The following is a 24,504-nucleotide window of genomic DNA, read 5'->3' on the forward strand; positions in this document are numbered from 1 at the left end:
GCTTCCCGTCAAGGGCGCATACCGGACGCCGCGTTCCGCGAAGCGGGCGCGCTAGGGTCGGAGCATGGCTGACGACGAGGGCCCGGTGCGGGTCGACGCCTGGATCTGGTCGGTCCGGCTCACGAAGACGCGTTCCATGGCCGCCACCGCGTGCCGGGCCGGACACGTGCGCGTCAACGGCGAGCGCGTGAAGCCGGCGCACGCGGTCCGCCCGGGCGACGAGGTGCGGCTGCGCGGCGCCGGGCGGGAGCGGGTCGTCGTCGTATCCCGGCTGGTCCGCAAGCGTGTCGGCGCGACCGTGGCCGCCGACTGCTTCGTCGACAACAGCCCGCCGCCGCCCACCCCGGAGGAGGTGCCGGCGCCCGTGGTCCGCGACCGCGGCACCGGCCGCCCCACCAAGCGCGACCGGCGCGACATGGAGCGCCTGCGCGGCGCCCGCTGACGGCCGGGCAAGCGTGGCCTTGGAGCGGGCGGACGCTCGGCTGCCGTTCGCGGGTGCGCCGTCGGGTGTGCCGGGTGGGTGGCGCGGGGTCCGAGCGTCGTGGCGGCTACAGGGGCATGCCCGCGACAGTGGGTACGACGCGGAGGCCCCGCGACGGTCACCGGACGTGTCTGCCGTTCCGGGCCGGAGCGTGCCCCGGGATGTCGGACGGGTCTCGGCAGTGCGCGCCTGCGCGCCTTGGCGATGTGCCCTGGCGACGGGGCGGTCGGGCGCCCATCAGGCGCTGCGGTCCCGCGGTGGCGGGGAGGTCGCGGCTCAGCGCCCGGCGTCGCGGTGAGCCGCAGTCGGGTCGCGCGCCGGGCCCGGCACCCCGCGAGGGTACCGGACCTGCCGCTACCCGGCCGCAGCGTACGGCATTCCGGCCGGCAGTCGGCCGGGGCGGATCAGCCGATCCCCTTCGGCCGGCTCATCCTGCTGCCGCGATCCCGCCCGTGCAGTCGGCAGGGTGGAGGTGCCGGGCCGTCAGCGGCCGGTGAAGACGGCGTCGCGGCGTTCGACGAAGGACTTCACACCTTCGGCACCGTCAGCGGAGTTCATGAGCCGAGCGAGGTCGGGCTTGAGCTGGGCGATTGCCGCGGCATCACCTTGCTCGCGGGCCTGATGGGCCGAGGCGAGAGCGGCGCGCACACCGAGGGGAGCCGACCGGTCACTGATGACGCGTGCGATCTGCCTGGCTCGCTCGATCGCCGTGGCCCCGTCGAGCAGGACTTCCTGGATCAGACCGATGCGGTGTGCCTCGGCGGCGTCGAACTCCTCGCCGGTCAGGATCCAGCGCATGGCGTTGCCCCATCCCGCTTCGCGGGGAAAGCGGAAGGTGGCGCCACCGAAGGGGTAGATCCCACGCCGGACCTCGAGCTGGCTGAAGCGGGAATCCTGGGCCGCCACGCGGATGTCGGCGGCCAGGAGCAGCTCGATGCCGGCGGTCATCACCCAGCCCTGCGCGGCCGCCACGAGAGGCTTTGACCACACCCCGTCCCGCCGCCACGGGTCGCGGCCGCCCTCCGGGACCGCGAAGGCCCCCGAGGCGAGGTCGGCGCCCACATCCTGCATGTCCAGGCCGCCGGTGAAGTGGTCGCCGTGGCCGAACAGCACGCCGCACCACACGTCCTCGTCCGACTCCAGCAGTCCGTAGGCCATCGACAGCTCAGCGATCATCTGCCTGGTGAAGGCGTTGCGCTTGGCCGGGCGGTTCAGGCCCATCAGCAGCACGTGCCCGTCCCGCTCGACCGTGACGGTGGCGGCATTCTCAGACGTGGGGCTCATAGTTCCTCCGAGGTCGTGTCGAGGCCAGGTGATGTGTCTGCGACCGGCGGTGAGCCGCTTTTCTTCCGGTGTTCACCCCGAGGAGACGCAAGGGCGGTCCGCGAAAGGCTCGCAGCTGCTGTGGCCCAGGGTTCGCCTCCTGGGGCTGGTGCGCCCGTCAGCACGGCGGAGGCGCCTCCCGCGATCGCAGCGGTCCGCGCAGCACGGCGATCCACTCCTCGGGCCAGGGGGTGCTCCTGGCGCCCGTGCGGTGGTTGCGGTCGCTGTGCGCGGTCACGTACCGGCCGTGCGCCGCGCGGCGACGCGGCAGCCCCCGGAACTCCTCGCCCCACACCTCGAAGGTGAAGGTCATCGACGCCGTGCCGATCCGGGTCAGTTCGACGACCGTGCACACGCCCTGGCCGAAGAAGAGCGGCGCCTCGAAGTCGACCTCGTAGTGCACGCGAGGTGCGACCGGGAAGTAGTGGTGAAGACCCACCTCGTCCATGAGGGTGGCCTCTGCGGCCTCCACGAATCGGATGACCGCGCTGTTGTGGTAGATGCCCCCTGCATCGGTGTCGATCCACTCGACTCGCGTCCGGTGGACGCCGGAGGGGTTCCGGGACGGGAGCGGGGTGGTCACGCGGTGCTCCTGGGCCATGCGGGACTGATTCATTCCATTGTCCGTGCGCCCTTTGGGCGTCGCCTCCCCAGGCGCCGGGCCCACGACTCCCGCGCACCGTGCGGCCCGCGTCCGGGAGCGCGGTCACGCGTCCTGGGCGGGCAGACCGAGGGCGTCGAGGCGGGCGCGGAGTTCTCGTAGTTCGGGGCCGGTCGCGGCGCCGGAGAGCAGGGAGTCGGCCAGGCGCTGCTGCTCGGCGGCGGGGAGGTCCGAGCCCGTTGCCAGTGCCGCGGCGAGACGGAGCCTTGCGGTGCCCTCGGCGACCGGATGGCCCAGGTCCTTCAACAGGCGGACAGCCGACTCCAGTTCGCGTCTGGCTCCGGGGATGTCGCCGCGCAGGAGCAGCAGGTCGCCGATGGCGCCGCGCGCGTCGGCGATGCCCGGGGTCGTGCCCAGCTCCTCGAACAGTCGCAGCGCGGCGCGGTGCGCGAGGAGTGCCGTTTCGTGGTCGCCCTCCTCCCGCTCCAGTGCGGCCAGGCCGCCGAGGCCGTACGCCTCGCCCAGCCGGTTTCCGGCGCGCCGGTGGACGCTCACGGCCTCCTCGGTCGCCGCCCGGGAACGCCCCGAGCCGCCGCAGCAGGCGCCGGTCGCCGGTGTCCAGGTCCTCGTAGGCGGTGGCGAGGGTGGCGCGCACCGCCCAGTCGCGGAAGCGCAGTTCGTCCAGCCGGGACCGCTCGTCCTCCAGTCGCCCGGCGAGTTCGGCGATGCCGAGCCGTGAGCGTGCGGCCCGGGCGCCGGCCAGCCGGATCGCCAGCGGCAGTCCCTCGCAGGCGCGGATCACCGCGGCGGCGGCTTCCGGGTCCCCCACCCCTCCGACCCTCACGCCGCGGACCCCGGTACGCGCAACGGGAGTGCTCGCGCTGACGCCGCACGGCGTGGCACGCGGCGTCGCGCCGCTCTGACCTGGCGCCGCTCAGGGCAGCGGCGCGACGTACACCCAGGCCCCGTCGTGGCGGACGAACCGGCTCTGCTCCTCCATGGCGTCGCGCTCGCCCCGCAGGGCGTAGTGCGCCCGGAAGGTGACGGTGCCCTCGGTGTGGAAGGCGCTGCCGTCGGTCGTGCCGAGGATCTCCAGGCGCTCCCAGCGCAGGTGCGGGTCGAGGTCGAGGTCGGCCGGGCGGGTGTCGGGGTGCCAGGTGCGCAGGACGTAGGCGGCGTCGCGGACCGCGTACGCGGTGAAGCGCGAGCGCATCAGGGCCTCGGCGGTGGGCGCGGCGGCGTGGCCCGCGTGGTAGCGGCCGCAGCAGTCCGCGTAGCCCGCGGGAAGGCCGCAGGGGCACGGGGCGCCGGGGGAGTGGAGGACCGGCCGGGTGTGCGGACGGGCCGCGGAACGGCGGCCGGGGCGCGACGTGGACATACCGCAATTGTGCCGTGCGGGAGGCCCCCGGCCGGCGCCGACCCGGCCCGGATAGCCTGCCGGGGTCACGGCAGCCGACCAGGAGGAGACCCCGTGCCGCGCAGCACAAGCCGTACGAGCGGCACGAGGATCGCGCTGGTGACGTCCGCACCGCGCCCGGACACCAGCACCGACCGCGACCTGCCGTTCCTGCGCGACGCCGTCGCGGCCACCGGCGCCGAGGCCGTCGTCGTCCACTGGGACGACCCCGCCGTGGACTGGGCCTCCCACGACCTGGCGGTCATACGCTCCACCTGGGACTACACCTGGCGGACCGAGGAGTTCCTGCCGTGGGTCGACCGCTGCGCCGCGGCGACCACGCTCGCCAACCCGCCGGCCGTCGTCCGCTGGAACTCCGACAAGCGCTACCTCGGCGAGCTGTCCGCGCGCGGTGTCCCCGCCGTGGCCACCCGCTATCTGCCGCCGGGCACCGAGCCGGACGGGCTTCCGGACGGCCACGAGTACGTGGTGAAGCCGGCCGCCGGAGCCGGCGCCCGCTACGCCGGCCGCTACCGCGCGGGCAGCCACGGGGCCGCGCGGGCGCACATCGCGCGCATGCACGCCGAGGGCCTGACCGCGATGGTCCAGCCGTACATGCCGGCCATCGACACCAGCGGGGAACGGGCCCTGGTCTTCGTCGGCGGCCGCTTCCTGCACGCCGTCGCCAAGAACGCCGTCCTGTCCCACGCGACGGCCTGGGACGAGCGCAAGGTCGCCCACCCGGGTGTGCGCCCGTGGACCCCGACCGCGGCCGAACTCGCCACCGCAGAAGCCGCGCTGGCCGCGGTTCCCGTCCGCTCCGAGCTGCTGTACGCGCGGGTCGACCTGGTCGACGACGAGGACGGCACGCCGTGCGTCATGGAGCTGGAGCTGATCGAGCCCAACCTCTTCCTCGCTCTGCACCCGGCCTCGCTGCCCGTCGTCGCCGACGTGATCGCCTCCGCGGCCCGGCGCTGACCCCCCGGGGGCCGGGGTTCACCGCCTCACGCCCGGCCCCGCAGCCCGGCGTACGCGGCGCCGCGCGCCAGGACTTCGCGGAGCATCGCCGGGGTGAGCCGTCCGGTGAAGGTGTTCTGCTGGCTGACGTGGTAGCAGCCCAGCAGGTGCAGCGGCGGCTCCGAGGTGTCGGCGCCCGGAAGTTCGACGTGTGCGCCGTGCCCGAAGCGGGGCAGCGGGCGCGGCAGGCGACGGCCGGAGTCGGCGAGCACCGGCAGCAGGGCCTGCCAGCCGAAGGCGCCGAGCACGACGACCGCGCGCAGGGTGGGCCGCAGCAGTTCCAGTTCGCGCACGAGCCAGGGGCGGCAGGTCAGCCGCTCCTCCGTGCTGGGCTTGTTCGCGGGCGGCGCGCAGTGCACGGGCGCGGTCACCCGTACCCCGTACAGCTCCAGGCCGTCGCCGCGGGCGGTGGAGGTCGGCTGCGAGGCGAGCCCCTCCGCGTGCATCGCGGCGAACAGCACGTCGCCGGAGCGGTCGCCGGTGAACATCCGGCCCGTCCGGTTGCCGCCGTGGGCCGCGGGGGCCAGCCCGACGACGGCCAGTCCGGCGTCGGAGGGGCCGAGGCCCGGCACGGGCCGGGCCCAGTACTCCTCGTCCGCGTACGCCCGGCGCCGCACCCGGGCGGTCTCCTCGCGCCAGGCCACCAGCCGCGGGCAGGCACGGCAGCCGGTGAGGGCCTCGTCCAGGGCCGCGAGATCGGTTGCCCGCGCTGCCGCGCGGTCAGGGAACCGCGGCGACTCCTCCCGTACTGCCATGGGTGGTCCCCTTCGTGGTCGTCCGGCCTCCGGCACCACCACGCTACTGACGCCCCCGCGCGGTCGCAGCGGGGGCGTCAGTCGGCCGGCGGCGACGGCGTCAGACGCGGACGGGCCGGAGCCGGTCGTCGTCGGGGTCCCGGTCGCGCTCCTCGTGGCGGGCGGCGTCCGCGGCCGGCACGCGCAGCCCCTGGCCCTCGACGTCCACGTCCGGCAGGACGCGGTCCAGCCACTTCGGCAGCCACCAGGCCCGCCGGCCGAGCAGGGCGAGCACCGCCGGGACGATGGCCATGCGCACGACGAAGGCGTCGAAGAAGACCGCGATCGCGAGCCCGAAGCCGATCGACTTGATCATCGACTCGCTCGACCCGATGAAGCCGGCGAACACGGCGATCATGATGACCGCGGCGGCGGTGACCACCCGGGCGCCGTGCCGGAAACCCGTCACGATCGCCTGGCCGGGCCGCTCCCCGTGCACGTACGCCTCACGGACCCGGGTCACCAGGAAGACCTCGTAGTCCATCGCGAGGCCGAAGACCACGCCCACCAGGAAGATCGGCATCATCGACATGATCGGGCCGGTCTGTTCCACTCCCAGCAGCGAGGCGAACCAGCCCCACTGGAAGACCGCGACCACGGCGCCGAGGGCGGCCATCACCGACAGCAGGAAGCCCAGGGCCGCCTTCAGGGGCACGAGCACCGAGCGGAAGACGACGATCAGCAGGAGGAAGGCCAGCCCCACGACGAGGCCGAGGTAGGGCAGCAGGGCGTCGGTGAGCTTCTGCGAGGTGTCGATGTTCAGCGCGGTGGTGCCGGTGACGGAGATCCGCGCCCCGGTGTCGGCGGTGATCTCGCCGCCGGTGGCACGGATCGCCGTGACCAGCCGCTCGGTCTCGGTGCTGCTCGGCTTGGAGTCCGGCACCACGTTCATGACCGCGGTGTCCCCGGCCTTGTTGAAGGTGGCCGGGGTGACGGCCGCGACGTCGTCGAGGCCCCTCAGGCTCTTCCCGACCTCCTTGACCGCGTCCTTCGGGTCGCCGGCGCCCCGGGCGTCGGTGACGACGACCAGCGGGCCGTTGAAACCGGGGCCGAAGCCGTCGGACAGGAGATCGTAGGCGCGGCGCTGCGTCGTCGAGACGGGCTGGGAGCCGTCGTCGCCGAGGCCGAGCTCGATCGACGCGGCGGGCACGGCGATCGCGCCGAGCGCCGCGGCGCCGAGCAGGAGGACGGCGACGGGCCGCCGGATGACGAAGCGCGCCCAGCGGGTGCCCATGTTCGGCCGGTCGGTGCCCCGCGCGGCCAGGGCCCGCGCCTTGCGGTGGGCGTGGTGCTCGGGTGTCCTCCGGCGGCGGAGCAGACCGCCGCGCGCGTCGGCGGGCCGGATGCGGCGCCGGGCGAAGCCGATGAGGGCCGGGATCAGGGTGAGCGCGATGAGCACGGCGATGACGACGGTGCCCGCGGCCGCGACGCCCATCTTGGTCAGCATGGGGATGTCGACCACGGACAGGCCGACGAGCGCGATCACCACGGTCAGTCCGGCGAAGACCACGGCGGAGCCCGCCGTTCCGACGGCCCGGCCCACGGCCTCCTCGCCCTCGCGGCCCTCGGCGAGTTCGGCGCGGTAGCGGGAGACGATGAACAGCGCGTAGTCGATCCCGACCGCGAGGCCGATCATCATCGCGAGCGTGGACGTGGTGGAGCCCAGGTCGAGCGCGTCGGCCAGGGCCGTGATCGAGCTGACGCCGATGCCGACCCCGACCAGGGCGGTGAGCAGCGGCAGCCCGGCGGAGACGAGGGAGCCGAAGGTGATCACGAGCACGACCGCGGCGATGGCGATGCCGATCACCTCGGTGGCCCCCGTCTCGGGCGCTGCCTGGAGCGCGTCACCGCCGATCTCGACGGTCAGCCCGTCCGCGCGGGCGTGCTCGGCCGCCTTCTCCAGCGCGTCGCGCGAGGAGTCCTTCAGCTGCATGCCGGGCACGTCGTAGGCGACCCGGGCGTAGGCGGTGGTGTGGTCCTTGCTGACCGCCTTGGCCGTGAACGGGTTGTCCACGGAGGCCACTTCGGAGCCGCGGCGCAGTTCCGCCACCGCCGCTCCGACGGCCTTCCTGTTGTCCGGGTCGGTCATCTTCCCGCCCGCGGGGGCCTTGAAGACCACGCGGGCGGTCGCCCCGTCGGAGCTGGAGCCGGGGAAGCGCTGGTCCAGCAGGTCGAACGCCTTCTGGGACTCCGTCCCGGGGACGGAGAACGACGAACTCCCCGCCGTGGGCGCGTTGGCGGCGCTGACACCCGCGAGCGCGAGCAGCGCCACCCAGATCAGGACGGCGAAGTGCCGTCGCCGGTAGGCGAGTCTGCCGATGCGGTAGAGGAATGTGGCCACGAGGACGTACTCCCGGTCGGGTCGTGGAAGGGCGGGGCGGGGCGGGACGGGGGGATGGGGGAGGAGCGGGGGCCGCGGCGGCACCGGGCTACGGGGCGGGTGGATCGTCCCCGACGGGGGCGATGCCGAGTACGGGAAGGATCACCGCGTCCAGGTAGGCGGTCAGATAGGCCACCGTGGGGGGCCGGTCCTCGATCACGGCGCGGGTGACGAAGGCGCCCACGAGCATGTGCATGAGGTAGTCGAGGGCGGGGTTGTCGGCGCGTACTTCCCCGCGGTCGACGGCCCGCCGCAGTACGAGGTCCAGGCCCCTGCGCTCGGGCTCGACCATCAGCTCGCGGAAGGCGCGCAGCAGGTCGGGGTTGGCGTGCATCGCCATCGCCAGCCCGCGCATGAGCGCGAAGTCGCGTGCCAGCCGGCTGTCGTCCTCCACGGTCAGCATGGCGTGGAAGTCGCCGCGCAGGCTCCCGGTGTCGATGTCGGCGGCGTGCACCGGCTTCTGGTGCCGCAGCGCCCGGGCCACCAGTTCGGCCTTGCCGCCCCACTGGCGGTAGAGGGTCGCCTTGCTGCAGTGCGAGCGCGCGGCGAGCGAGTCCATGGTGAGCGCCTCGTAGCCGACCTCGCGGAGCAGGTCGAGGGCGGTCGTGTACAGCTCCGCCTCCCGCTCGGGCGTGAGGCGGGAGCGGCGCTCCACGGCGGCTTCGGACATGGGGTTCCCACCGATCTAAACGAAACGGTTTCGTACTCGTCTGAGCCTAGGGGAGCGCTCAGCGAAACGAAACCGTTTCGTACGTGTCCTGTGTCACGCTCTCGACGGGAACCCGCGCCGGCTCACGGGCGGCGGAGCGGCCGGGTGACCGCGCCGAGGATCAGTCCGGCGAGGAGGCCGCACAGGTTGTCGGCGATGTCCTGGGCGTCGGCGGCGCGCAGCAGCCACACGACTTCGTACTGCACGGCCTCGATGGCGAACGGCAGGACGGCGGCCGCGGCCGCCAGGCCCAGGGCCCGCCGTGCCGGGCGGGTCCGGGCGACGGCCAGGCCCAAGGGCACGAAGAGCAGCACGTTGAGACCGCGCTGGCCGAACCCGGCGAGGTCGGCCGGGCCCGGCAGGGTCCAGTCGGTCGCGAAGGTGCCCGCTCCGAAGCGCCGCATGGCGTTCGGTTCCAGGGTGATGTCCGCCAGCAGTGTGGTCACGGCGATGCCGCCCAGTGCCAGCACCAGGCAGAAGGCGGTGACCGGTCCCGTCCCGAGTCGCCGGGCCGTCCGGCGGGCGCACACGCCCGCGGCCACCGACGACAGCAGCGCTCCCGGCCAGAACAGCGGCATCGCGCCCAGCACCCGGAACAGTTGCCCGGTCACGGAGCCGCGGGACCGTTGATCGGCTGCCCGTGGGCGTCGTACGGCCACGGGTTGGGCACGCAGCCGTGCAGCCCCTTGATCTGCTGCATCATCGCCGGCGCGGGCCGGCCGGGGCCCGGGCAGTCCTGGTGGCCGTGGCCGAGGCGGTGGCCGACCTCGTGGTTGATGATCAGGGCGCGGTAGTCGGCCGTCCGGTTCTTGTAGAAGGGGCTGAGCAGCACCCAGCGCTTGAGGTTCACCACGACGTCCTTGCCGCCGCTGCAGTTCACCTCCCCGCCGGTGTCCAGGCCGTACGAGCCGCACAGGCGGTCGGTGGTGTCGGGCGTGGCCAGCCGGACCACGAAGTCGTACGGCGGCCCGGCCACGCGGCGGAAGACGATGCCCTCCGCGGTCCAGCCGCGCCGGTCGCCGAGGATCCGGTCGACCTCGCGGGCCACGGACGCGGCGGTGTACCCCGTGCCGTCCTCGACCTCCACGGCGTAGCGCAGGGTCCAGGTTCCGTGCCCGATCGCCCCCGAGCCGGCGGGGGCGGCGGTGAACCTGCCGTCGCCGTGCTGCGGGACGTGTGGTGCCGCGGACCCGTCCAGGGACGAGGAGCCGCCGCGGCCCGAGGCCACGGCCACGACCCGCTCGCGGACGTCCGGCTGCGCCACCACCAGGCCCAGCACGGCGACGAAGAGCGCCGGCACGGCCAGCCGCCGCGCCATGACGCCCCGTGCGGGCCCCGGCGTCGGTCGATCATCTGTCGGACTGTGCTTCATGCACCGCACTCCACACTCCGGCGGGTGAATCGGCGGTGAGCGCCGGAGCTCACGCCCCCCTCACACCGCCGTGGCCATGCTGGGAGGGCAGCGCGACGGTCACGGTCAGGCCGCCGCCGGCCCGCGGCTCGGCGGTCACGTCACCGCCGTGCGCCTGTGCCACGGCCCGCACGATCGACAGGCCGAGGCCGCTGCCGCGCGCCGAGCCGACCCGGTCGGTGAGCCGGCGGAACGGCTCGAACAGCACCGGGATCTCGTGCGGGGAGATCACGGCCCCGGTGTTGCCGACGACGATGCGCGGGCCGGCCGGCAGGTCGGTGGAGGTGATCCGTACGAGGCCGCCGCGCGCGTTGTGACGGACGGCGTTGTCGACGAGATTGCGCACCAGCTGTTCCAGCAGGATGGGGTCGCCGACCACGGGCGCCGGGTCCAGGTCGGACTCCAGCCGCACACCGGCCCGTTCGGCCTCGGGCGCGGCCGCGGTCAGCACGGTGCGGCCGACGTCCGCGAGGTCCAGCGCCACCCGGTCGGTGAGTTCGTCCTCGGCGCGGGCCAGCGTGAGCAGGGCGTCGATCAGCCGCTCGTGGCGGGCGTTGACGGCCAGCAGATTCTCGCCGAGCCGCACCAGGTCCTCGGTGGCGCCGGGTCGGTTCATCGCCACCTCGACCAGGGTGCGGTTGATCACCAGCGGGGTCTTCAGCTCGTGCGCGGCATTGGCGATGAATCGTTCCTGCCCCGCGAAGGCACCGTCCAGGCGGTCCAGCATCCGGTCGAAGGAGTCGGCGAGCCGCTTCACCTCGCCCGAGGGCAGGTCCAGAGCGATCCTGCGGTGCAGGGTCCGCCCGGCGATGCGCTCGGCGGTGGACGTGATCCGGTTCAGCGGCCGCAGCAGCCGGCCCGCGGCCAGCCAGCCCGCGGTCGTCGCCAGCAGGCCCACCGCCAGCACCGTCAGCCCGCCCTTGGCCAGCAGATTCGACTGCATCGACTCCACGATCAGCGTCTTCGTCACCTCCGACCCCGGGAAGACCTTCGGGCTGAAGGCGAGGTCCAGACTGAAACGCATGCTGTTGCGGACCAGGATCAAGGACCCCGCCAGCACGGCACCGCCGGCGACGAAGAACAGCACACCGAAGACCAGGGTGAGCTGGACGCGCAGGCTGCCGCGCCAGGCGCGGCCGGACGGGCGGCGGGAGGTCGGGCGGGATGCGGCACTCATCGGATCCGGTACCCCACTCCCGTGACGGTCTCCACGACGCCCGGATCGCCGAGCTTGCGGCGCAGCCCGCGGATCGTGACCCGCACGATGGTCGTGAAGGGGTCGATGTTCTCGTCCCAGACCCGCTCCAGCAGCTCCTCGGCCGACACCGGGCCGCCCCGCGCCCGCAGCAGCTCCTCCAGCACCGCGAACTCCTTCCGCGACAGCGCCACGTACCGGCCGTCCCGGTAGGTCTCGCGCAGATGCGGGTCCAGCCGGATGCCCGCCCGCTCCAGGACGGGCGGCGTCGCCGTCCGCACCCGCCGGCCGAGCGCCCGGATCCGCGCGACGAGTTCGGCGAAGGCGAACGGCTTGGCCAGGTAGTCGTCCGCCCCGAGGCTCAGCCCCGCCACGCGTTCGGCCACCGTGGTCGACACCGTCAGCATCAGCATCCGTACGTCCGCACCGGAGGCGGCCGTGCGCCGGCAGACCTCGTCCCCGTGCACCCGCGGCAGGTCCCGGTCGAGCACCATCACGTCGTACTCGTTGACCCCCAGCCGTTCCAGCGCCGCCTCCCCGTCGTGGACGACGTCCACCGCGAACGCCTCCTGCCGCAGCCCCTCGGCTATCGCGTCGGCGAGCAGTTCCTCGTCCTCGACCACCAGCACGCGCACGCCACGACCCTCTTCCGTCGGCTTCCCGGACCCTCCAGTATGCGGAGACCAGGTGAACCGGCCGTGAGTACGCCGGCGGACCGGCTTTCGGGTGCGCCGGGCACACCGTGGTCCGACCGACGGATCTCGCGACCCGGCGCGTCGTCCGCTGCCGGCCTCCGGGCGCGGTTTCCCCGACCCGTGTCCCGCTCACGTCGCCGCGGCGGCTCGGGCCCGGGTCAGGCGGCCCTCGGCGCTGTCGAGGAGCATCTCCAGCGCGGTGGGGTAGGCGCTGCGGTTCATGCGGGCGACCAGCAGGCCGGCGGTGGCGGCGATGTTCGGGTGGGTGCGGGCGGGGAGCCGGGCGTAGGTCGCGCCCCACACGGCGTGGTCGGCCTCGCGGGCGGCCGCGGGGAGGGCGAGGGTGGCCGCGTCGAGCGCGGCGAAGGCGAGGGCCTGGTCGATGAAGGCCTGGTAGACGGCGACCGCGTCGGGGTCGGGGAACCCGGCCGTGCGGAGGATGCCGAGGATGGTCTCGTCCGCGGCGGTCTCATGGGGGCGGCCCGAGACGCGGCCGGCGGTCAGGACCGCCGCCTGGGGGTGGGCCTGGTAGGCGGAGTGGACGCGCAGGCCCAGGTCGCGCAGGTCGGCGCGCCAGGCGCCGGTGCCCTGCCAGCCGTCGACGGCGCGGCCCATGAGGTCGTCGGCGATGGCCAGGATCAGGTCGTCCATGCCCCGGAAGTAGCGGTAGAGGGCGCTGGGGTCCGCGCCGAGCGCGGCGCCGAGCCGCCGCGCGGACAGCCCCGCGCTGCCGTGCTCGCGCAGCATGCGCAGCGCGGTGTCCACGATGAGGCGGTGCGACAGGACGGCTCCGCCGCGGGTCGGGCGGCGGCGCCTGCGGGCCGCCTCGGGTACCACCTTCTTCGGCACGGCCGCCTCCTCGCACCCTCACGCACGCAGGCACGCGCGCTCCTCGAAGCTTATGCCAACACCATTGACCGTAGGTGCGGGCGGGGCGTTCGATCGGGCCATCGGGTCACCCCTGCCGGAGGGGGGCACCGCCTCGGAAACGGAGACTGGTCAGCCATGCGAGTACTGCTAGTGGGAGCCGGCGGCGTGGGCACCGCGATCACCCGGATCGCGGCGCGGCGGGAGTTCTTCGAGGCGATGGTGGTCGCCGACCACGACCCGGCGCGCGCGGAGGCAGCGGTCGCCGCCGTGTCCGCCGCCGGCGACGCCCGGTTCACCGCCGCCCGGGTCGACGCGTCCGACGAGGCCGCCGTCACCGCGCTGCTCGCCGCCCACCGCTGCGACGTGCTGCTCAACGCCACCGACCCGCGGTTCGTGATGCCGCTGTTCGGCGCGGCGCTGGCGGCCGGCGCCGACTACCTCGACATGGCGATGTCGCTGTCCCGCCCGCATCCGGAGCGCCCGTACGAGGAGTGCGGTGTCAAGCTCGGCGACGCCCAGTTCGCGCGCGCCGCCGAGTGGCAGAAGGCCGGGCGGCTGGCGCTGGTCGGCATGGGTGTCGAGCCGGGGCTGTCGGACGTCTTCGCCCGCCACGCGGCCGACGAGCTCTTCGACACGATCGACGAACTCGGGGTGCGCGACGGCGCGAACCTCACCGTCGACGGCTACGACTTCGCGCCCTCGTTCAGCATCTGGACCACGATCGAGGAGTGCCTGAACCCTCCCGTCGTCTATGAGCAGGACCGCGGCTGGTTCACCACGGCCCCGTTCAGCGAGCCGGAGGTCTTCGACTTCCCCGAGGGCATCGGCCCCGTCAGTTGCGTGAACGTCGAGCACGAGGAGGTGCTGCTGATGCCACGCTGGGTCGACGCCCGGCGGGTGACGTTCAAGTACGGGCTGGGGGAGGAGTTCATCGGCACCCTCAGGACGCTGCACCAACTGGGTCTGGACCGCACCGGGCCGGTCACGGTCGCGGGCCAGGACGGCCCGGTCCGGGTCAGCCCCCGCGACGTGGTGGCCGCCTGCCTGCCCGATCCGGCCGCGCTGGGGGAGCGCATGCACGGCAAGACCTGCGCGGGGACGTGGGTGAAGGGGACGCGGGACGGCCGGCCGCGCGAGGTGTACCTCTACCACGTGGTCGACAACCAGTGGTCGATGCGCGAGTACGGCTCCCAGGCGGTCGTCTGGCAGACCGCCGTCAACCCTGTGGTGGCACTGGAGTTGATGGCCTCCGGTGCCTGGACCGGTGCCGGGGTGCTCGGGCCCGAGGCCTTCGCGGCGCGCCCCTTCCTGGACCTGCTGACCGCCTACGGCTCGCCCTGGGGCATCCGCGAGTCCTGACGACTGATGCCTGACGGCCTGTCGGGCGGGCGCCGCCGTCAGTCCGCCTCGGACGCCAGCCAGCCCGCTATCGCGTCCGTTATCGGCTGCCCGGTCGCCAGCTCGACGAAGCCGAACTGGCCGCCCTGGTTGCACTCCAGGAACCACCAGGTGCCGTCGTCGCCCTCGGCGAAGTCGAAGGCGCCGTACGCCAGTGCGGCGGCCTCCATGTACGCGCGTACCGCGCGGGCGATCCGGGCGGGTGCCTCGACGGGTTCCCACTGCGCGTCGTCCGGGCTGCCGAAGCGCCCGTCGACCTGGTCGGGGCCGGACTTCTTGCGGGCGGTGAACAGCCGGGTCCCCACGCAGGTCAGCCGGATGTCGGCGGTCTTGCGGACGTACTCCTGCAACAGCGTGGGGCCCGCCGCGACCGCGGAGAAGTCGGCGTCGGGGGCGACCAGGGTGGTCGGCAGGGCCATCGGCGGATTGCCCGGGTGGGTGCCGGACACGGACTTGACCACCAGTTGCGGATGCTGCTCGGCGAACTCCCGTGCCGCCTGCGGGAAAGTGGTGATCAGCGTGGCCGGCACCGCGAACCCCGCGTGGTGGGCGGTGAACAACTGCCAGGGCTTGTAACGGGCCTGCTCCGCGGCGGAGGGATGGTTCATCCATCGCGCCCGCACGCAGCGCAGGGCCCCGTACAGCGCCCGTCCGGCCTCCGCGGACAGCCACTCGGACTGCTCGACGGCCCCGGAGCCGGGTGTGCCGGGTCGGCGGATCCAGATGGAGCGCACGCTGCCCATGCTGACCATGCGCTCCTGGACCGACAGATAGCCGTGCACGTCGCCGCGTACGTACTCGGCCGACATGGACACCTCGCCGGGCAGATCGGCGGGGTCCAGGCGCACGACAGGAGCCCCGCGGTCGTGCAGCGCGGCGACCACGAGGTCGGCTGTCACGTCCTCGGGGGAGGTGAGGATCAGGACGGTCATGGGCGGCGGGTGGCAGGCGCGGTCAGTCGTCGAAGTGCGTCTTGGACCCCGCGGTGGAGACGGTGGCGCCGGTCGCGAGCAGCAGCCCGTGGTCGCTGATGACGGGGCGTCCGTCGGGCAGGACGTTCAACTGGCGTGCGGAGTCGTAGGTGTAGTTGGGGGTGAACGTTTCCGGTGTAGCCGGCCGGGCATGAATCAGCGCGAACGGTCGCATGGCTTCTCCTCACTGTCACTCCGGGCCGGGCGGGTTCCGGGCCCTGCGCCCAACTGCGGCTCTACGTATGAGACTCGCTCGGGAGTCCGAACCGTTCCCTGTTACCGGTGTGACGCAGGTAACTATACGTGCCTGGAGTGCATCGAGTTCGCTACTCTCCGTGATATTTCAACTCTGGTGGGTAGGTGGCGCCATGGCGCAACACCCTTCGGATACCCGCTGCGCGGCGAAGATTGCGCACCGCCACACACCGGCCCGGCGTGGGATGCGTCACGGAGGCCCGTCGCCTCGCCCGGCCTCGTGCGCCAGCACGTCGGGGAGGTCGCCGAGCCGGTCCAGTCCCTGAACTGCCCTGGTCATGCGGTGGTTTGAGGCCAGCCGGGCGCGATGCCTGTGCAGGAAGGACCAGTAGCCGGTGGTGTACGGGCAGGCGCGCTCCCCGGTCCGCTCGGCGGGGCGGTAGACGCAGCCGTCGCACAGGTCGCTCATGCGGTGGATGTAGGCGCCGCCGGAGGTGTACGGCTTGGTCGTCATCAGGCCGCCGTCCGCGAACTGTGACATGCCGGTCACATTCGGAGTCATGACCCAGTCGTAGCCGTCGACGAAGCAGCGGTGGAACCAGTCGGTCAGCGCCTCCGGGTCCCAGCCGCGCTGCAACGCGTGGCTGCCCAGCACCATCAGCCGAGGGATGTGGTGCGTCCAGCCGGTGTCCCGGACCTGGGCCAGCACCGTCGCCAGGCAGCGGGCCCGCACGGCGTCCGCGTCGAGGTCGAGGAACCAGTCCGGCAGCGGGGTGCGGTGGTGCAGCGCGTTGCGGTGCCGGTAGTCCGGGCCGAAGTGCCAGTACAGGTGCCAGACGTACTCCCGCCAGCCCGCGATCTGCCGGACGAAGCCCTCCACGCTGTTCAGCGGCGCCTGCCCGGACCGCAGAGCCCGCTCGGCCCGCTCCAGGCACTCGGCGGGGTGGATCAGTCCCAGGTTGAGCGGCACCGAGAGCAGACTGTGGCTCATGACCGGATCACCGGCCAGCATCGCGTCCTCGTGGCGGCCGAACTCCGGCAGGCGGTGGGTGGTGAAGCGGCGCAGCGCGGCCAGGGCCTCCCGGCGGGTGGCGGCGAAACGCCGCGGCCCGTCGCGGCCGACGAAGCGGACCGCGCCGTCGCGCTCCCAGCGGTCCAGGTCGTGCCGCACCTCGTCATCGACGGCGTCCTCGCTGGGCTGCCACGGCTCCGGGACGCCGAGCGTGCCGCCGCGGCGGTCGCGCGGCGGGGGTTCCCGGTTGTCGTGGTCCAGGTTCCAGCGGCCGCCCACCGGCTGGTCGCCGTCCATGAGCAGGTCGTGGGAGCGGCGTACCCAGCGGTAGAAGTCCTCGAGCCGCAGCCGCCCGCCCTCCCGGCCGTCCACCCAGGCGGTGAAGTCGGCGGCCGGCACCAGGAAGCCGCGGTCGGGCAGCACCTCGACCCCGTCCAGTGCCGTCACCAGGCCGAGCGCGGCGCGTGAGGTCGGACGGCAGACGGTCACCGGTCCCCTTCCGACCGCCTTGCGCAGTCCTTCGGCATAGGTCTCGGCCCGTACGTAGTGGACCCGGTCGCCGAGCTCCGCCGCGCGGTGGCGCATCGCCGAGAGCACCAGATGCGCCTTCGCCCGGTGGAAGCGGCGGCGCGCGAGAACCGAGCGGGCCTCGATCATCACCACGGGCGCGCCGGGATCGGGTCCGCCGTCGGCGGGGTCGAGGAAGTGCGGGCCCAACTGGTCGCCGAACAGCCAGTGCGTGCGGGGCGTGCGGGGCGTCATCGGCGGTGCGCTCCCGGAGGGTGGCCTGAATACCGGAACAAACCATGGTGTACCGGACGGCCCGCCGGCCGCGCGCCGCACCGCCCGAACGTGTGCCCGGGAGTACAACGGAGGGGAGGGACCGGGGGACCGACCCGAACGAGGAGGGTGCCGTGTCCGCGCCGAAGGAGTCCGTCTGGGAGTACCCGCGACCGCCGGCCGTCGAGCCCGTCGCGGAGCATGTGCGCGTCGAGTACGCGGGCCGCGTGGTGGCCGACACCCGGTCCGCGTTCCGCGTACTGGAGACCAGCCACCCTCCGGTCTACTACCTCCCGCCGGACGCGGTGCCCGCGGGGCTGCTGCGGCCCTCCGCCCGGCGCACGCTGTGCGAATGGAAGGGGCAGGCCGCCTACTGGGACCTCGTGGCGGGCGGCCGGATCTCCCGTGAAGCCGCCTGGAGCTATCCGCGCCCGCTCCCCGGCTACGAGGCGATCGCGGGTTTCGTCGCCTTCCACCCCTCCCGCGTGGACCGCTGCCTGGTGGACGGCGAGACGGTCGTGGCGCAGCCCGGCGGCTTCTACGGCGGCTGGATCACCTCGCGCGTCACCGGCCCCTTCAAGGGCGCCGCGGGAACGGCCGGCTGGTGACCCGGCACGGCGGTGCGCGGCATGCCGCAAGCGCGCGCCGCTCAGCGCTCCAGCCCGAACAGCCCGGCCGCGTTGTCGTGCAGCACGCCGCGTACCCAGGCGTCGCCGAGCCCCAGCCGGGTCACCGCCTCGACGGCCTCCAGGTAGGAGTACGGGATGTTGGGGAAGTCGCTGCCGAACAGGACACGGTCGCCGAGGTCCGCCAGCCGCCCGCGCAGGCCGGCCGGGAACGGGGCGTCGGCCTCGGCGAAGTCGGTGAAGGCCATCGTCGTGTCGAGGTGCACCCCGGGGTGACGGGCCGCCAGGCCGAGGAAGTCCCCGTACTCGGGCATACCCATGTGGGCGACGACCAGGCGCAGCCGGGGGTGCCGGGCCAGCAGCCGGCGGACCGGCTCCGGTCCGGTGTGCGGGCCGGGCACCGGGCCCGACCCGCAGTGCGTGACGACGGGGACGCCGGCCTCGGCGAGCAGCCCCCACACCTCGTCCAGCAGCGGGTCGTTGGGGTCGAACCCGCCCACCTGGACATGGCACTTGAAGACCCTGGCGCCGGACTCCACCGCCTGCCGCACATAGTCCGCGGCCTCCGGCTCCGGGAAGAAGGTGGCGGTGCGCAGGCAGTCCGGCGTGCGCGCGGCGAAGTCCGCGGCCCAGGCGTTGAGCCAGCCGGCCATGGCCGGCTTGTGCGGGTAGAGCATCGAGGTGAAGGCCCGGACGCCGAACGAGCGCAGCGCGGCGACGCGCTCCTGCTCGTCCTCCCGGTACGCGATGGGCCAGGGGCGGCCGGTCAGCGGGCCCACGCCGTCGAAGTACGCCCACACCTTGGCCAGCACGCGTTCGGGCATGAAGTGTGTGTGGACGTCCACGATCCCCGGCAGCCCCAGCTCCCGCCAGAGGTCCTTCACCCGTACGTCGTCATCCGGCCGTGCCACGTCGGTCACCCCTTGTCACCCGCTCCGGGTCTCCATAGCATCATCAGTGTTACACCATTACTGTCATGTCCCGCCGAAGAGGCCGGAGGAACGATGGCCGACGGCCCGCTCACAGGGGTGCGCGTCGTGGAGCTCGCCGGGATCGGACCGGCGCCCTTCGCCGCCATGCTCCTCGCGGACCTCGGCGCCGACGTCGTCCGCGTGGACCGGCCCGGCGGCCCTGCGCTGGGCGTGGACCCGGACCACGACGTCACCAACCGCAACAAGCGCTCGGTCGTCGTCGACCTCAAGGACGCGGGCGGTGCCGCGCTCGTCCTCGACCTCGCCGAGCGGGCCGACATCCTGCTGGAGGCCTACCGCCCCGGCGTCGCCGAACGCCTCGGCGTCGGCCCGGCCGACTGCCGTGCCCGCAACCCGCGCCTCGTCTACGGCCGGATGACCGGCTGGGGCCAGGACGGCCCGCTGGCCCCGAGCGCCGGCCACGACATCGGCTACATCGCCATCGCCGGCGCCCTCGGCATGATCGGGCCCGCCGACGGCCCGCCCGCGGTCCCCGCCAACCTGCTCGGCGACTACGCCGGCGGCTCCCTCTACCTGGTGACCGGCGTGCTGGCGGCGCTCCACCACGCCCGCGCCACCGGCGCGGGACAGGTCGTGGACGCCGCCATCGTGGACGGCGTCGCCCACCTCGGCGCGATGATCCGGGGCATGCTCGCCGCCGGCGCCTGGCAGGACCGCCGCGCCGCCAACCTGCTGGACGGCGGCTGCCCGTACTACGCGGTCTACGCGACCGCCGACGGCGGCTGGATGGCGGTCGGCGCCCTGGAACCCGCCTTCTACGAGGAGTTCGCCCGGCGACTGGGGCTGCCGGACGACGCGCCCGACCGCGGCGACCTCACCCGCTGGGACGAACTGCGGTCGCTGATCGCCGAACGCTTCGCCGCGCGGACCCGCAAGGAGTGGACCGAGGTGTTCGAGGGCAGCGACGCCTGCGTCGCGCCGGTACTGTCGTTGTACGAGGCGGCCGGCCACGCCCACCTGGCCGCCCGCGCCACCTTCGTCACGACCGGCGGCATCACGCAGCCCGCGCCGGCCCCCCGTTTCTCCGCCACCCCCGCGAGCCTGCGCCGGCCCCCTGCCCGGCCCGGCGCCCACACCGCCGAGGTCGCCCGCGACTGGGACGTCCCGGCGCTCGCCCCCGAGGCGGGCCGGCGCACCCGGCCCTGACCGCGACGTCCCTCCCGGAAGGCGGGCCCCGACCCCGCCCGGCTCCCCACCTCCCTCACCGAAAGGCATCCGACGTTGAGCACCGACGCCTACGTCTACGAGGCCATCCGCACCCCGCGCGGGCGCGGGAAGGCCAACGGCTCCCTGCACGGCACCAAGCCCGTCGACCTGGTCACCGGGCTCATCGACGAGCTGCGGCGCCGCCTGCCCGGTCTCGACCCGGCCGCGATCGACGACGTCGTCCTCGGCGTCGTGACGCCGCTCGGCGACCAGGGCTCCGACATCGCCAAGACCGCGGCGATCCTCGCCGGTCTGCCCGAGACCGTGGCGGGCGTCCAGGAGAACCGCTTCTGCGCCTCCGGTCTGGAGGCCGTCAACATGGCCGCCGCCAAGATCCGCTCCGGCTGGGAGGACCTGGTGCTGGCCGGCGGCGTGGAGTCCATGTCCCGCGTCCCCATGGGCTCCGACGGCGGCGCCTGGGCGATGGACCCGATGACCAGCTACACCACCGGCTTCGTCCCCCAGGGCGTCGGCGCCGACCTGATCGCCACCATCGAGGGCCTCAGCCGCCACGACGTGGACAGCTACGCCGCCGAGTCCCAGGCGCGGGCCACCGAGGCGTGGAAGGAGGGCCGCTTCGACCGCTCGGTGGTCCCCGTCCTGGACCGCAACGGGCTGGTCGTCCTCGACCGCGACGAGCACATCCGCCCCGGAACCACCGCCGAGAGCCTGGCCGGCCTCAAGCCGTCCTTCGCCACGATCGGCGAGGCCGGCGGCTTTGACGCCGTCGCCCTGCAGAAGTACCACTGGGTCGAGAGGATCGACCACGTGCACCACGCGGGCAACTCCTCCGGCATCGTCGACGGCGCTGCCCTGGTCGCCATCGGCAACCGGGAGACCGGCGAGCGCTTCGGACTGACGCCACGTGCCCGTATCGTCTCCGCCGCCGTCTCCGGCGCCGACCCGACCATCATGCTCACCGGCCCGGCCCCCGCCAGCCGCAAGGCGCTCGCCAAGGCCGGGCTCACCATCGACGACATCGACCTCGTCGAGATCAACGAGGCCTTCGCCGCCGTCGTCCTGCGCTACATGCGGGAGATGGGGCTGAGCCACGACAAGGTCAACGTCAACGGTGGCGCCATCGCGCTCGGCCACCCGCTCGGCGCCACCGGCGCCATGATCCTGGGCACCCTGATCGACGAACTGGAGCGCCGCGACCAGCGGTACGGACTCGCCACGCTGTGCGTCGGTGGCGGTATGGGCATCGCCACCGTCGTCGAACGCCTCTGACCTCCTGTCCCGCACCCCGCAACGGAGCCGACCGAACATGACCGCTCTTCCGACGAACACCACCATCCGCTGGGAGCAGGACGAGACCGGCGTCGTCACCCTGGTCCTCGACGATCCGAACCAGTCCGCGAACACCATGAACCAGGCTTTCAGGGAGTCCCTGCGGGCCGTCGCCGACCGGCTGGAGGCCGAACGCGACAGCGTCCGCGGCGTCGTCGTCACCTCCGCCAAGAAGACCTTCTTCGCGGGCGGCGACCTCAAGGACATGATCAAGGCCGGCCCCGAGGACGCCCCCCGGATCTTCGCGGCCGGATTGGCGATCAAGCGCGACCTGCGCCGCATCGAGACCCTCGGCAAGCCCGTCGTCGCCGCCGTCAACGGCGCCGCGCTCGGCGGCGGTTACGAGATCGCGCTGGCCTGCCACCACCGGGTCGCGCTCGACGCGCCCGGCTCGAGGATCGGCCTGCCCGAGGCGACGCTCGGCCTGCTCCCCGGCGCCGGCGGCGTCGTCCGCACCGTCCGGCTGCTCGGCATCACCGACGCGCTGCTGAAGGTGCTTCTCCAGGGCACGCAGTACGACCCGAAGCGCGCCCTGGAGAGCGGACTGATCCACGAAGTGGCCGCCGACCGCGACGACATGCTCGCCAGGGCGCGGGCCTTCATCGACGCCCACCCCGAATCGGCGCAGCCCTGGGACACCAAGGGCTACCGCATCCCCGGCGGCACCCCCAGCACCCCCGCCTTCGCCGCCAACCTGCCCGCCTTCCCGGCCAACCTGCGCAAGCAGCTCGCCGGCGCGCCCTACCCGGCCCAGCGCAACATCCTCGCCGCCGCCGTGGAGAGCGCCCAGGTCGACATCGACACCGCCTTCACCATCGAGTCGCGCTACTTCACCGAGCTGGTCACCGGTCCCATCGCGAAGAACATGATCCAGGCGTTCTTCTTCGACATGCAGGCCGTCAACTCCGGTGCCAGCCGCCCCAAGGACGTCCCGGCCCGTACCGTCACCAAGGTGGCCGTCCTCGGCGCCGGCATGATGGGCGCGGGCATCGCCCACTCCTGCGCCAAGGCCGGCATCGAGGTCGTCCTCAAGGACGTCACCGCCGAGGCCGCCGAGCGCGGCAAGGCGTACTCCGCCGGACTCCTCGACAGGGCCCTGGCCAAGGGCCGTACGACCCCGGAGAAGCGCGACGCACTGCTCGCCCGGATCCACCCCACCGCCGACCCGCAGGACCTGGCGGGCTGCGACGCCGTCATCGAGGCGGTCTTCGAGGACCCGGCGCTGAAGCACAAGGTCTTCCAGGAGATCGAGGGCGTCGTCGCCCCCGACGCCCTGCTGTGCTCCAACACCTCCACGCTGCCCATCAGCCTGCTCGCCGAAGGGGTGCAGCGCCGCGAGGACTTCATCGGCCTGCACTTCTTCTCGCCGGTCGACAAGATGCCGCTGGTGGAGATCATCAAGGGCGCCCGCACCGGCGACGAGGCACTGGCCCGCGCCTTCGACCTGGTCCGTCAGATCCGCAAGACCCCCATCGTCGTCAACGACTCGCGCGGCTTCTTCACCTCGCGCGTCATCGGGCACTTCATCAACGAGGGCGTCGCCATGGTCGGCGAGGGCGTCGACCCCGCCACCGTCGAGCAGGCCGCCGCCCAGGCCGGCTACCCGGCCAAGGTCCTGTCGCTGATGGACGAGCTGACGCTGACCCTGCCCCGCAGGATCCGCAACGAGTCGCGGCGCGCGGTGGAGGAGGCCGGCGGCACCTGGCAGCCGCACCCCGCCGACGCCGTCATCGACCGCATGGTCGAGGAGTTCGACCGCCCCGGACGCAGCGGCGGCGCCGGCTTCTACGAGTACGCCGACGGCAAGCGGACCGGCCTGTGGCCCGGGCTGCGCGAGCACTTCACCCGGCCCGGGGCGGCGGACGTGCCCTTCGGGGACCTGAAGGAGCGCATGCTCTTCGTCGAGGCCCTGGACTCGGTGCGCTGTCTGGAGGAGGACGTCCTCGTCTCCGTCGCCGACGCCAACATCGGCTCCATCCTCGGCATCGGCTTCCCCGCCTGGACCGGCGGCGTCCTGCAGTACATCAACGGCTACCCCGGCGGTCCGGCCGGGTTCCTCGCCCGTGCCGAGGAGCTGCGGGCCGCCTACGGCGAGCGCTTCGCGGCCCCGGAGCTGCTGGTGCGCAAGGCCGAACGCGGCGAGACCTTCACCGACGGCTGACCGGCACGCCCCGGGGACCGCGTCCGCGGCCCCCGGGGCTCACCCCTCGGCGGTGCCCAGCCCGGCCGCCGTGACCCGCAGTTCCTCCGCCAGTGACCGCTGGAAGGCGGTGACCAGGGCCTGCACCACCATCGGCTGCAGGTCCTCGGTGAGGCCGCGCATCCGCGCCCGCTCCTCCCGGTCGGGTTCCCCGGCCACATACGGTTGCCACACCTCGCGCTGGAAGAGCCGGTGCAGCTCGTGCGCGACCGCGCGGGCGTGCTTGAGCACGATCTCCCGGGTGGCGAGCACCGTCTCCAGCGGGATCGGCACGTCCAGCAGCCGCACCCCCAGGTGCAGCATCGCCGGGTTGACCAGCAGGACGTCCGGGTCGGCGGTCGGGTGCAGCACCCCCATCGCGGCCAGCCGGTCCAGGTCGTGGCCGCTCAGCTCGCGTCCGGCCCGCTGCTCCAGCCGGGCGCGCGGGACCTCCTCCGCGGTGTCCGGCATCCAGGTGGCCACCAGCGCCCGGTGCAGGGCGAGGTCCTGCGGGGTGATGTCGCCGGGCAGCTGGTCGAGATAGCGGCCGATGGCGGCGAGGGTGAGGCCCTGGTGCTGCAGTTCCTCGATCAGCGCCAGCCGCGCGAGATGGTCCGGGCCGTAGAGGCCGACACGGCGCGAGCCCAGTTCGGGCGGCGGCAGCAGACCCTTGGCGCTGTAGAAGCGGACCGTGCGGACGGTGGTCCCCGCGCGCGCCGCGAACTCGTCGACCGTCAGGCGCGGTTCGTCCACCGCGGGCGCCTCCTGGCGCGCGGCGCGGGACTGCGTCATGCGCGGGATCTCGCTCTCTCGCTCGCCGCCCTGGTCATGACACCAGTATGACCGGTCGGCCGGGTGGCCGTCGGCCGTTGCCGCAGCGTAGGGCCCGCCTCGCGGGCGGCAGCGCGGGCGCGGGCACGGGCGCGTGTGCGGGGCCGGAAGGGCCGTCAGATCGCGGCCGTTGGGACGCCGGGCCGTCGGGG

At 73.6% G+C, this 24,504-nt stretch carries 24 protein-coding genes; 7 read left to right on the top strand and 17 right to left on the bottom strand.

Going from position 1 to position 24,504, the window contains the following annotated elements:
* Positions 1-64: 64 nt before the first annotated feature.
* Positions 65-442 (top strand): RNA-binding S4 domain-containing protein, encoded by a 378-nt coding sequence (locus tag PV364_RS04465; RefSeq protein WP_319658313.1) that lies wholly within the window; start codon positions 65-67, stop codon positions 440-442.
* A gap of 522 nt (positions 443-964) precedes the next feature.
* Here the strand turns inward: PV364_RS04465 and PV364_RS04470 are convergent.
* From PV364_RS04470 to PV364_RS04485, 4 genes are all read right to left on the bottom strand, one after another.
* Positions 965-1,765 (bottom strand): crotonase/enoyl-CoA hydratase family protein, encoded by an 801-nt coding sequence (locus PV364_RS04470; protein WP_319658314.1) that lies wholly within the window; start codon positions 1,763-1,765, stop codon positions 965-967.
* Positions 1,766-1,922: 157 nt separating this feature from the next.
* The gene (locus tag PV364_RS04475; protein ID WP_319658315.1) at positions 1,923-2,387 is read right to left on the bottom strand and encodes an acyl-CoA thioesterase; all 465 of its coding nucleotides are present in this window, start codon (positions 2,385-2,387) and stop codon (positions 1,923-1,925) included.
* Positions 2,388-2,510: 123 nt separating this feature from the next.
* The gene (locus PV364_RS04480) at positions 2,511-2,960 is read right to left on the bottom strand and encodes a tetratricopeptide repeat protein (protein ID WP_319658316.1); all 450 of its coding nucleotides are present in this window, start codon (positions 2,958-2,960) and stop codon (positions 2,511-2,513) included.
* A gap of 379 nt (positions 2,961-3,339) precedes the next feature.
* Positions 3,340-3,783 carry a YchJ family protein gene (locus PV364_RS04485; protein WP_319658317.1) on the bottom strand — a complete coding sequence of 148 codons (444 nt, stop codon included), beginning with the start codon at positions 3,781-3,783 and terminating at the stop codon, positions 3,340-3,342.
* A gap of 93 nt (positions 3,784-3,876) precedes the next feature.
* Here PV364_RS04485 and PV364_RS04490 point away from each other — a divergent pair, with 93 nt between their 5' ends.
* On the top strand, positions 3,877-4,779 hold the full coding sequence (locus tag PV364_RS04490) for a hypothetical protein (protein WP_319658318.1): 903 nt from the start codon (positions 3,877-3,879) through the stop codon (positions 4,777-4,779).
* Between the two features lie 26 nt (positions 4,780-4,805).
* Here PV364_RS04490 and PV364_RS04495 read toward each other — a convergent pair whose 3' ends face one another.
* From PV364_RS04495 to PV364_RS04530, 8 genes are all read right to left on the bottom strand, one after another.
* Positions 4,806-5,573, bottom strand: a complete 768-nt coding sequence (locus tag PV364_RS04495) for a uracil-DNA glycosylase (RefSeq protein ID WP_319658319.1) — start codon at positions 5,571-5,573, stop codon at positions 4,806-4,808.
* Between the two features lie 100 nt (positions 5,574-5,673).
* Positions 5,674-7,953 (bottom strand): MMPL family transporter, encoded by a 2,280-nt coding sequence (locus tag PV364_RS04500; RefSeq protein WP_319658320.1) that lies wholly within the window; start codon positions 7,951-7,953, stop codon positions 5,674-5,676.
* A gap of 88 nt (positions 7,954-8,041) precedes the next feature.
* Entirely contained in the window at positions 8,042-8,662 is a 621-nt protein-coding gene (locus tag PV364_RS04505) for a TetR/AcrR family transcriptional regulator (RefSeq protein WP_319658321.1), read from the bottom strand.
* Positions 8,663-8,784: 122 nt separating this feature from the next.
* Positions 8,785-9,312: a VanZ family protein gene (locus tag PV364_RS04510; protein ID WP_319658322.1), complete on the bottom strand. Its 528-nt coding sequence runs from the start codon at positions 9,310-9,312 to the stop codon at positions 8,785-8,787.
* Positions 9,309-10,019 (bottom strand): DUF3152 domain-containing protein, encoded by a 711-nt coding sequence (locus PV364_RS04515; protein ID WP_319658323.1) that lies wholly within the window; start codon positions 10,017-10,019, stop codon positions 9,309-9,311. The genes PV364_RS04510 and PV364_RS04515 overlap by 4 nt, the downstream gene beginning before the upstream one ends.
* Positions 10,020-10,122: 103 nt before the next feature.
* The gene (locus PV364_RS04520) at positions 10,123-11,289 is read right to left on the bottom strand and encodes a sensor histidine kinase (protein ID WP_319658324.1); all 1,167 of its coding nucleotides are present in this window, start codon (positions 11,287-11,289) and stop codon (positions 10,123-10,125) included.
* Positions 11,286-11,942, bottom strand: coding sequence for a response regulator transcription factor (locus PV364_RS04525; protein ID WP_319658325.1), 657 nt, complete (start codon positions 11,940-11,942; stop codon positions 11,286-11,288). Before PV364_RS04525 ends, PV364_RS04520 begins: the two co-directional genes overlap by 4 nt.
* 189 nt (positions 11,943-12,131) lie before the next feature.
* The gene (locus tag PV364_RS04530; protein ID WP_319658326.1) at positions 12,132-12,851 is read right to left on the bottom strand and encodes a TetR/AcrR family transcriptional regulator; all 720 of its coding nucleotides are present in this window, start codon (positions 12,849-12,851) and stop codon (positions 12,132-12,134) included.
* A 156-nt stretch (positions 12,852-13,007) separates the two neighbouring features.
* Between PV364_RS04530 and PV364_RS04535 the strand changes: the two genes are divergently transcribed.
* The gene (locus PV364_RS04535) at positions 13,008-14,231 is read left to right on the top strand and encodes a saccharopine dehydrogenase family protein (RefSeq protein ID WP_319658327.1); all 1,224 of its coding nucleotides are present in this window, start codon (positions 13,008-13,010) and stop codon (positions 14,229-14,231) included.
* A gap of 38 nt (positions 14,232-14,269) precedes the next feature.
* Here PV364_RS04535 and tgmB read toward each other — a convergent pair whose 3' ends face one another.
* The 3 genes from tgmB to PV364_RS04550 form a co-directional block, all read right to left on the bottom strand.
* Positions 14,270-15,202 (bottom strand): ATP-grasp ribosomal peptide maturase, encoded by a 933-nt coding sequence (gene tgmB / locus PV364_RS04540; RefSeq protein ID WP_319658328.1) that lies wholly within the window; start codon positions 15,200-15,202, stop codon positions 14,270-14,272.
* Positions 15,203-15,224: 22 nt separating this feature from the next.
* Positions 15,225-15,416, bottom strand: coding sequence for a putative ATP-grasp-modified RiPP (gene tgmA, locus PV364_RS04545; RefSeq protein WP_319658329.1), 192 nt, complete (start codon positions 15,414-15,416; stop codon positions 15,225-15,227).
* Between the two features lie 270 nt (positions 15,417-15,686).
* A complete protein-coding gene (locus tag PV364_RS04550) occupies positions 15,687-17,210 on the bottom strand; it encodes a cryptochrome/photolyase family protein (RefSeq protein ID WP_319658332.1) in 1,524 nt (507 codons plus the stop codon).
* 152 nt (positions 17,211-17,362) lie between these two features.
* Between PV364_RS04550 and PV364_RS04555 the strand changes: the two genes are divergently transcribed.
* Positions 17,363-17,836 carry a DUF427 domain-containing protein gene (locus PV364_RS04555; protein WP_319658333.1) on the top strand — a complete coding sequence of 158 codons (474 nt, stop codon included), beginning with the start codon at positions 17,363-17,365 and terminating at the stop codon, positions 17,834-17,836.
* Positions 17,837-17,877: 41 nt separating this feature from the next.
* Here the strand turns inward: PV364_RS04555 and PV364_RS04560 are convergent, their stop codons facing one another.
* Positions 17,878-18,765, bottom strand: a complete 888-nt coding sequence (locus tag PV364_RS04560; RefSeq protein WP_319658334.1) for an amidohydrolase family protein — start codon at positions 18,763-18,765, stop codon at positions 17,878-17,880.
* 93 nt (positions 18,766-18,858) lie between these two features.
* Here PV364_RS04560 and PV364_RS04565 point away from each other — a divergent pair, with 93 nt between their 5' ends.
* The 3 genes from PV364_RS04565 (at position 18,859) to PV364_RS04575 (ending at position 23,503) form a co-directional block, all read left to right on the top strand.
* On the top strand, positions 18,859-19,992 hold the full coding sequence (locus tag PV364_RS04565; protein ID WP_319658335.1) for a CaiB/BaiF CoA-transferase family protein: 1,134 nt from the start codon (positions 18,859-18,861) through the stop codon (positions 19,990-19,992).
* 75 nt (positions 19,993-20,067) lie between these two features.
* Positions 20,068-21,282, top strand: coding sequence for an acetyl-CoA C-acetyltransferase (locus PV364_RS04570; RefSeq protein ID WP_319658336.1), 1,215 nt, complete (start codon positions 20,068-20,070; stop codon positions 21,280-21,282).
* Between the two features lie 37 nt (positions 21,283-21,319).
* Positions 21,320-23,503, top strand: a complete 2,184-nt coding sequence (locus tag PV364_RS04575; RefSeq protein WP_319658337.1) for a 3-hydroxyacyl-CoA dehydrogenase NAD-binding domain-containing protein — start codon at positions 21,320-21,322, stop codon at positions 23,501-23,503.
* Positions 23,504-23,542: 39 nt separating this feature from the next.
* Here the strand turns inward: PV364_RS04575 and PV364_RS04580 are convergent, their stop codons facing one another.
* Positions 23,543-24,313, bottom strand: coding sequence for a MerR family transcriptional regulator (locus PV364_RS04580; protein WP_319658338.1), 771 nt, complete (start codon positions 24,311-24,313; stop codon positions 23,543-23,545).
* Between the last annotated feature and the right edge of the window lie 191 nt (positions 24,314-24,504).

Origin of the sequence: Streptomyces sp. MI02-7b (assembly GCF_033793585.1) — a bacterium.
Taxonomy (GTDB): Bacteria; Actinomycetota; Actinomycetes; order Streptomycetales; family Streptomycetaceae; genus Actinacidiphila.

Excerpts from the sequence above, each read along its gene's own strand:
- PV364_RS04575 (WP_319658337.1), top strand. The coding sequence starts at position 21,320 with ATGACCGCTCTTCCGACGAACACCACCATCCGCTGGGAGCAGGACGAG.
- PV364_RS04520 (WP_319658324.1), bottom strand. The coding sequence starts at position 11,289 with ATGAGTGCCGCATCCCGCCCGACCTCCCGCCGCCCGTCCGGCCGCGCC.
- PV364_RS04465 (WP_319658313.1), top strand. The coding sequence starts at position 65 with ATGGCTGACGACGAGGGCCCGGTGCGGGTCGACGCCTGGATCTGGTCG.
- tgmB (WP_319658328.1), bottom strand. The coding sequence starts at position 15,202 with ATGACCGTCCTGATCCTCACCTCCCCCGAGGACGTGACAGCCGACCTC.
- tgmA (WP_319658329.1), bottom strand. The coding sequence starts at position 15,416 with ATGCGACCGTTCGCGCTGATTCATGCCCGGCCGGCTACACCGGAAACG.
- PV364_RS04470 (WP_319658314.1), bottom strand. The coding sequence starts at position 1,765 with ATGAGCCCCACGTCTGAGAATGCCGCCACCGTCACGGTCGAGCGGGAC.
- PV364_RS04580 (WP_319658338.1), bottom strand. The coding sequence starts at position 24,313 with ATGACGCAGTCCCGCGCCGCGCGCCAGGAGGCGCCCGCGGTGGACGAA.
- PV364_RS04535 (WP_319658327.1), top strand. The coding sequence starts at position 13,008 with ATGCGAGTACTGCTAGTGGGAGCCGGCGGCGTGGGCACCGCGATCACC.
- PV364_RS04495 (WP_319658319.1), bottom strand. The coding sequence starts at position 5,573 with ATGGCAGTACGGGAGGAGTCGCCGCGGTTCCCTGACCGCGCGGCAGCG.
- PV364_RS04485 (WP_319658317.1), bottom strand. The coding sequence starts at position 3,783 with ATGTCCACGTCGCGCCCCGGCCGCCGTTCCGCGGCCCGTCCGCACACC.
- PV364_RS04515 (WP_319658323.1), bottom strand. The coding sequence starts at position 10,019 with ATGGCGCGGCGGCTGGCCGTGCCGGCGCTCTTCGTCGCCGTGCTGGGC.
- PV364_RS04565 (WP_319658335.1), top strand. The coding sequence starts at position 18,859 with ATGGCCGACGGCCCGCTCACAGGGGTGCGCGTCGTGGAGCTCGCCGGG.
- PV364_RS04505 (WP_319658321.1), bottom strand. The coding sequence starts at position 8,662 with ATGTCCGAAGCCGCCGTGGAGCGCCGCTCCCGCCTCACGCCCGAGCGG.
- PV364_RS04550 (WP_319658332.1), bottom strand. The coding sequence starts at position 17,210 with ATGACGCCCCGCACGCCCCGCACGCACTGGCTGTTCGGCGACCAGTTG.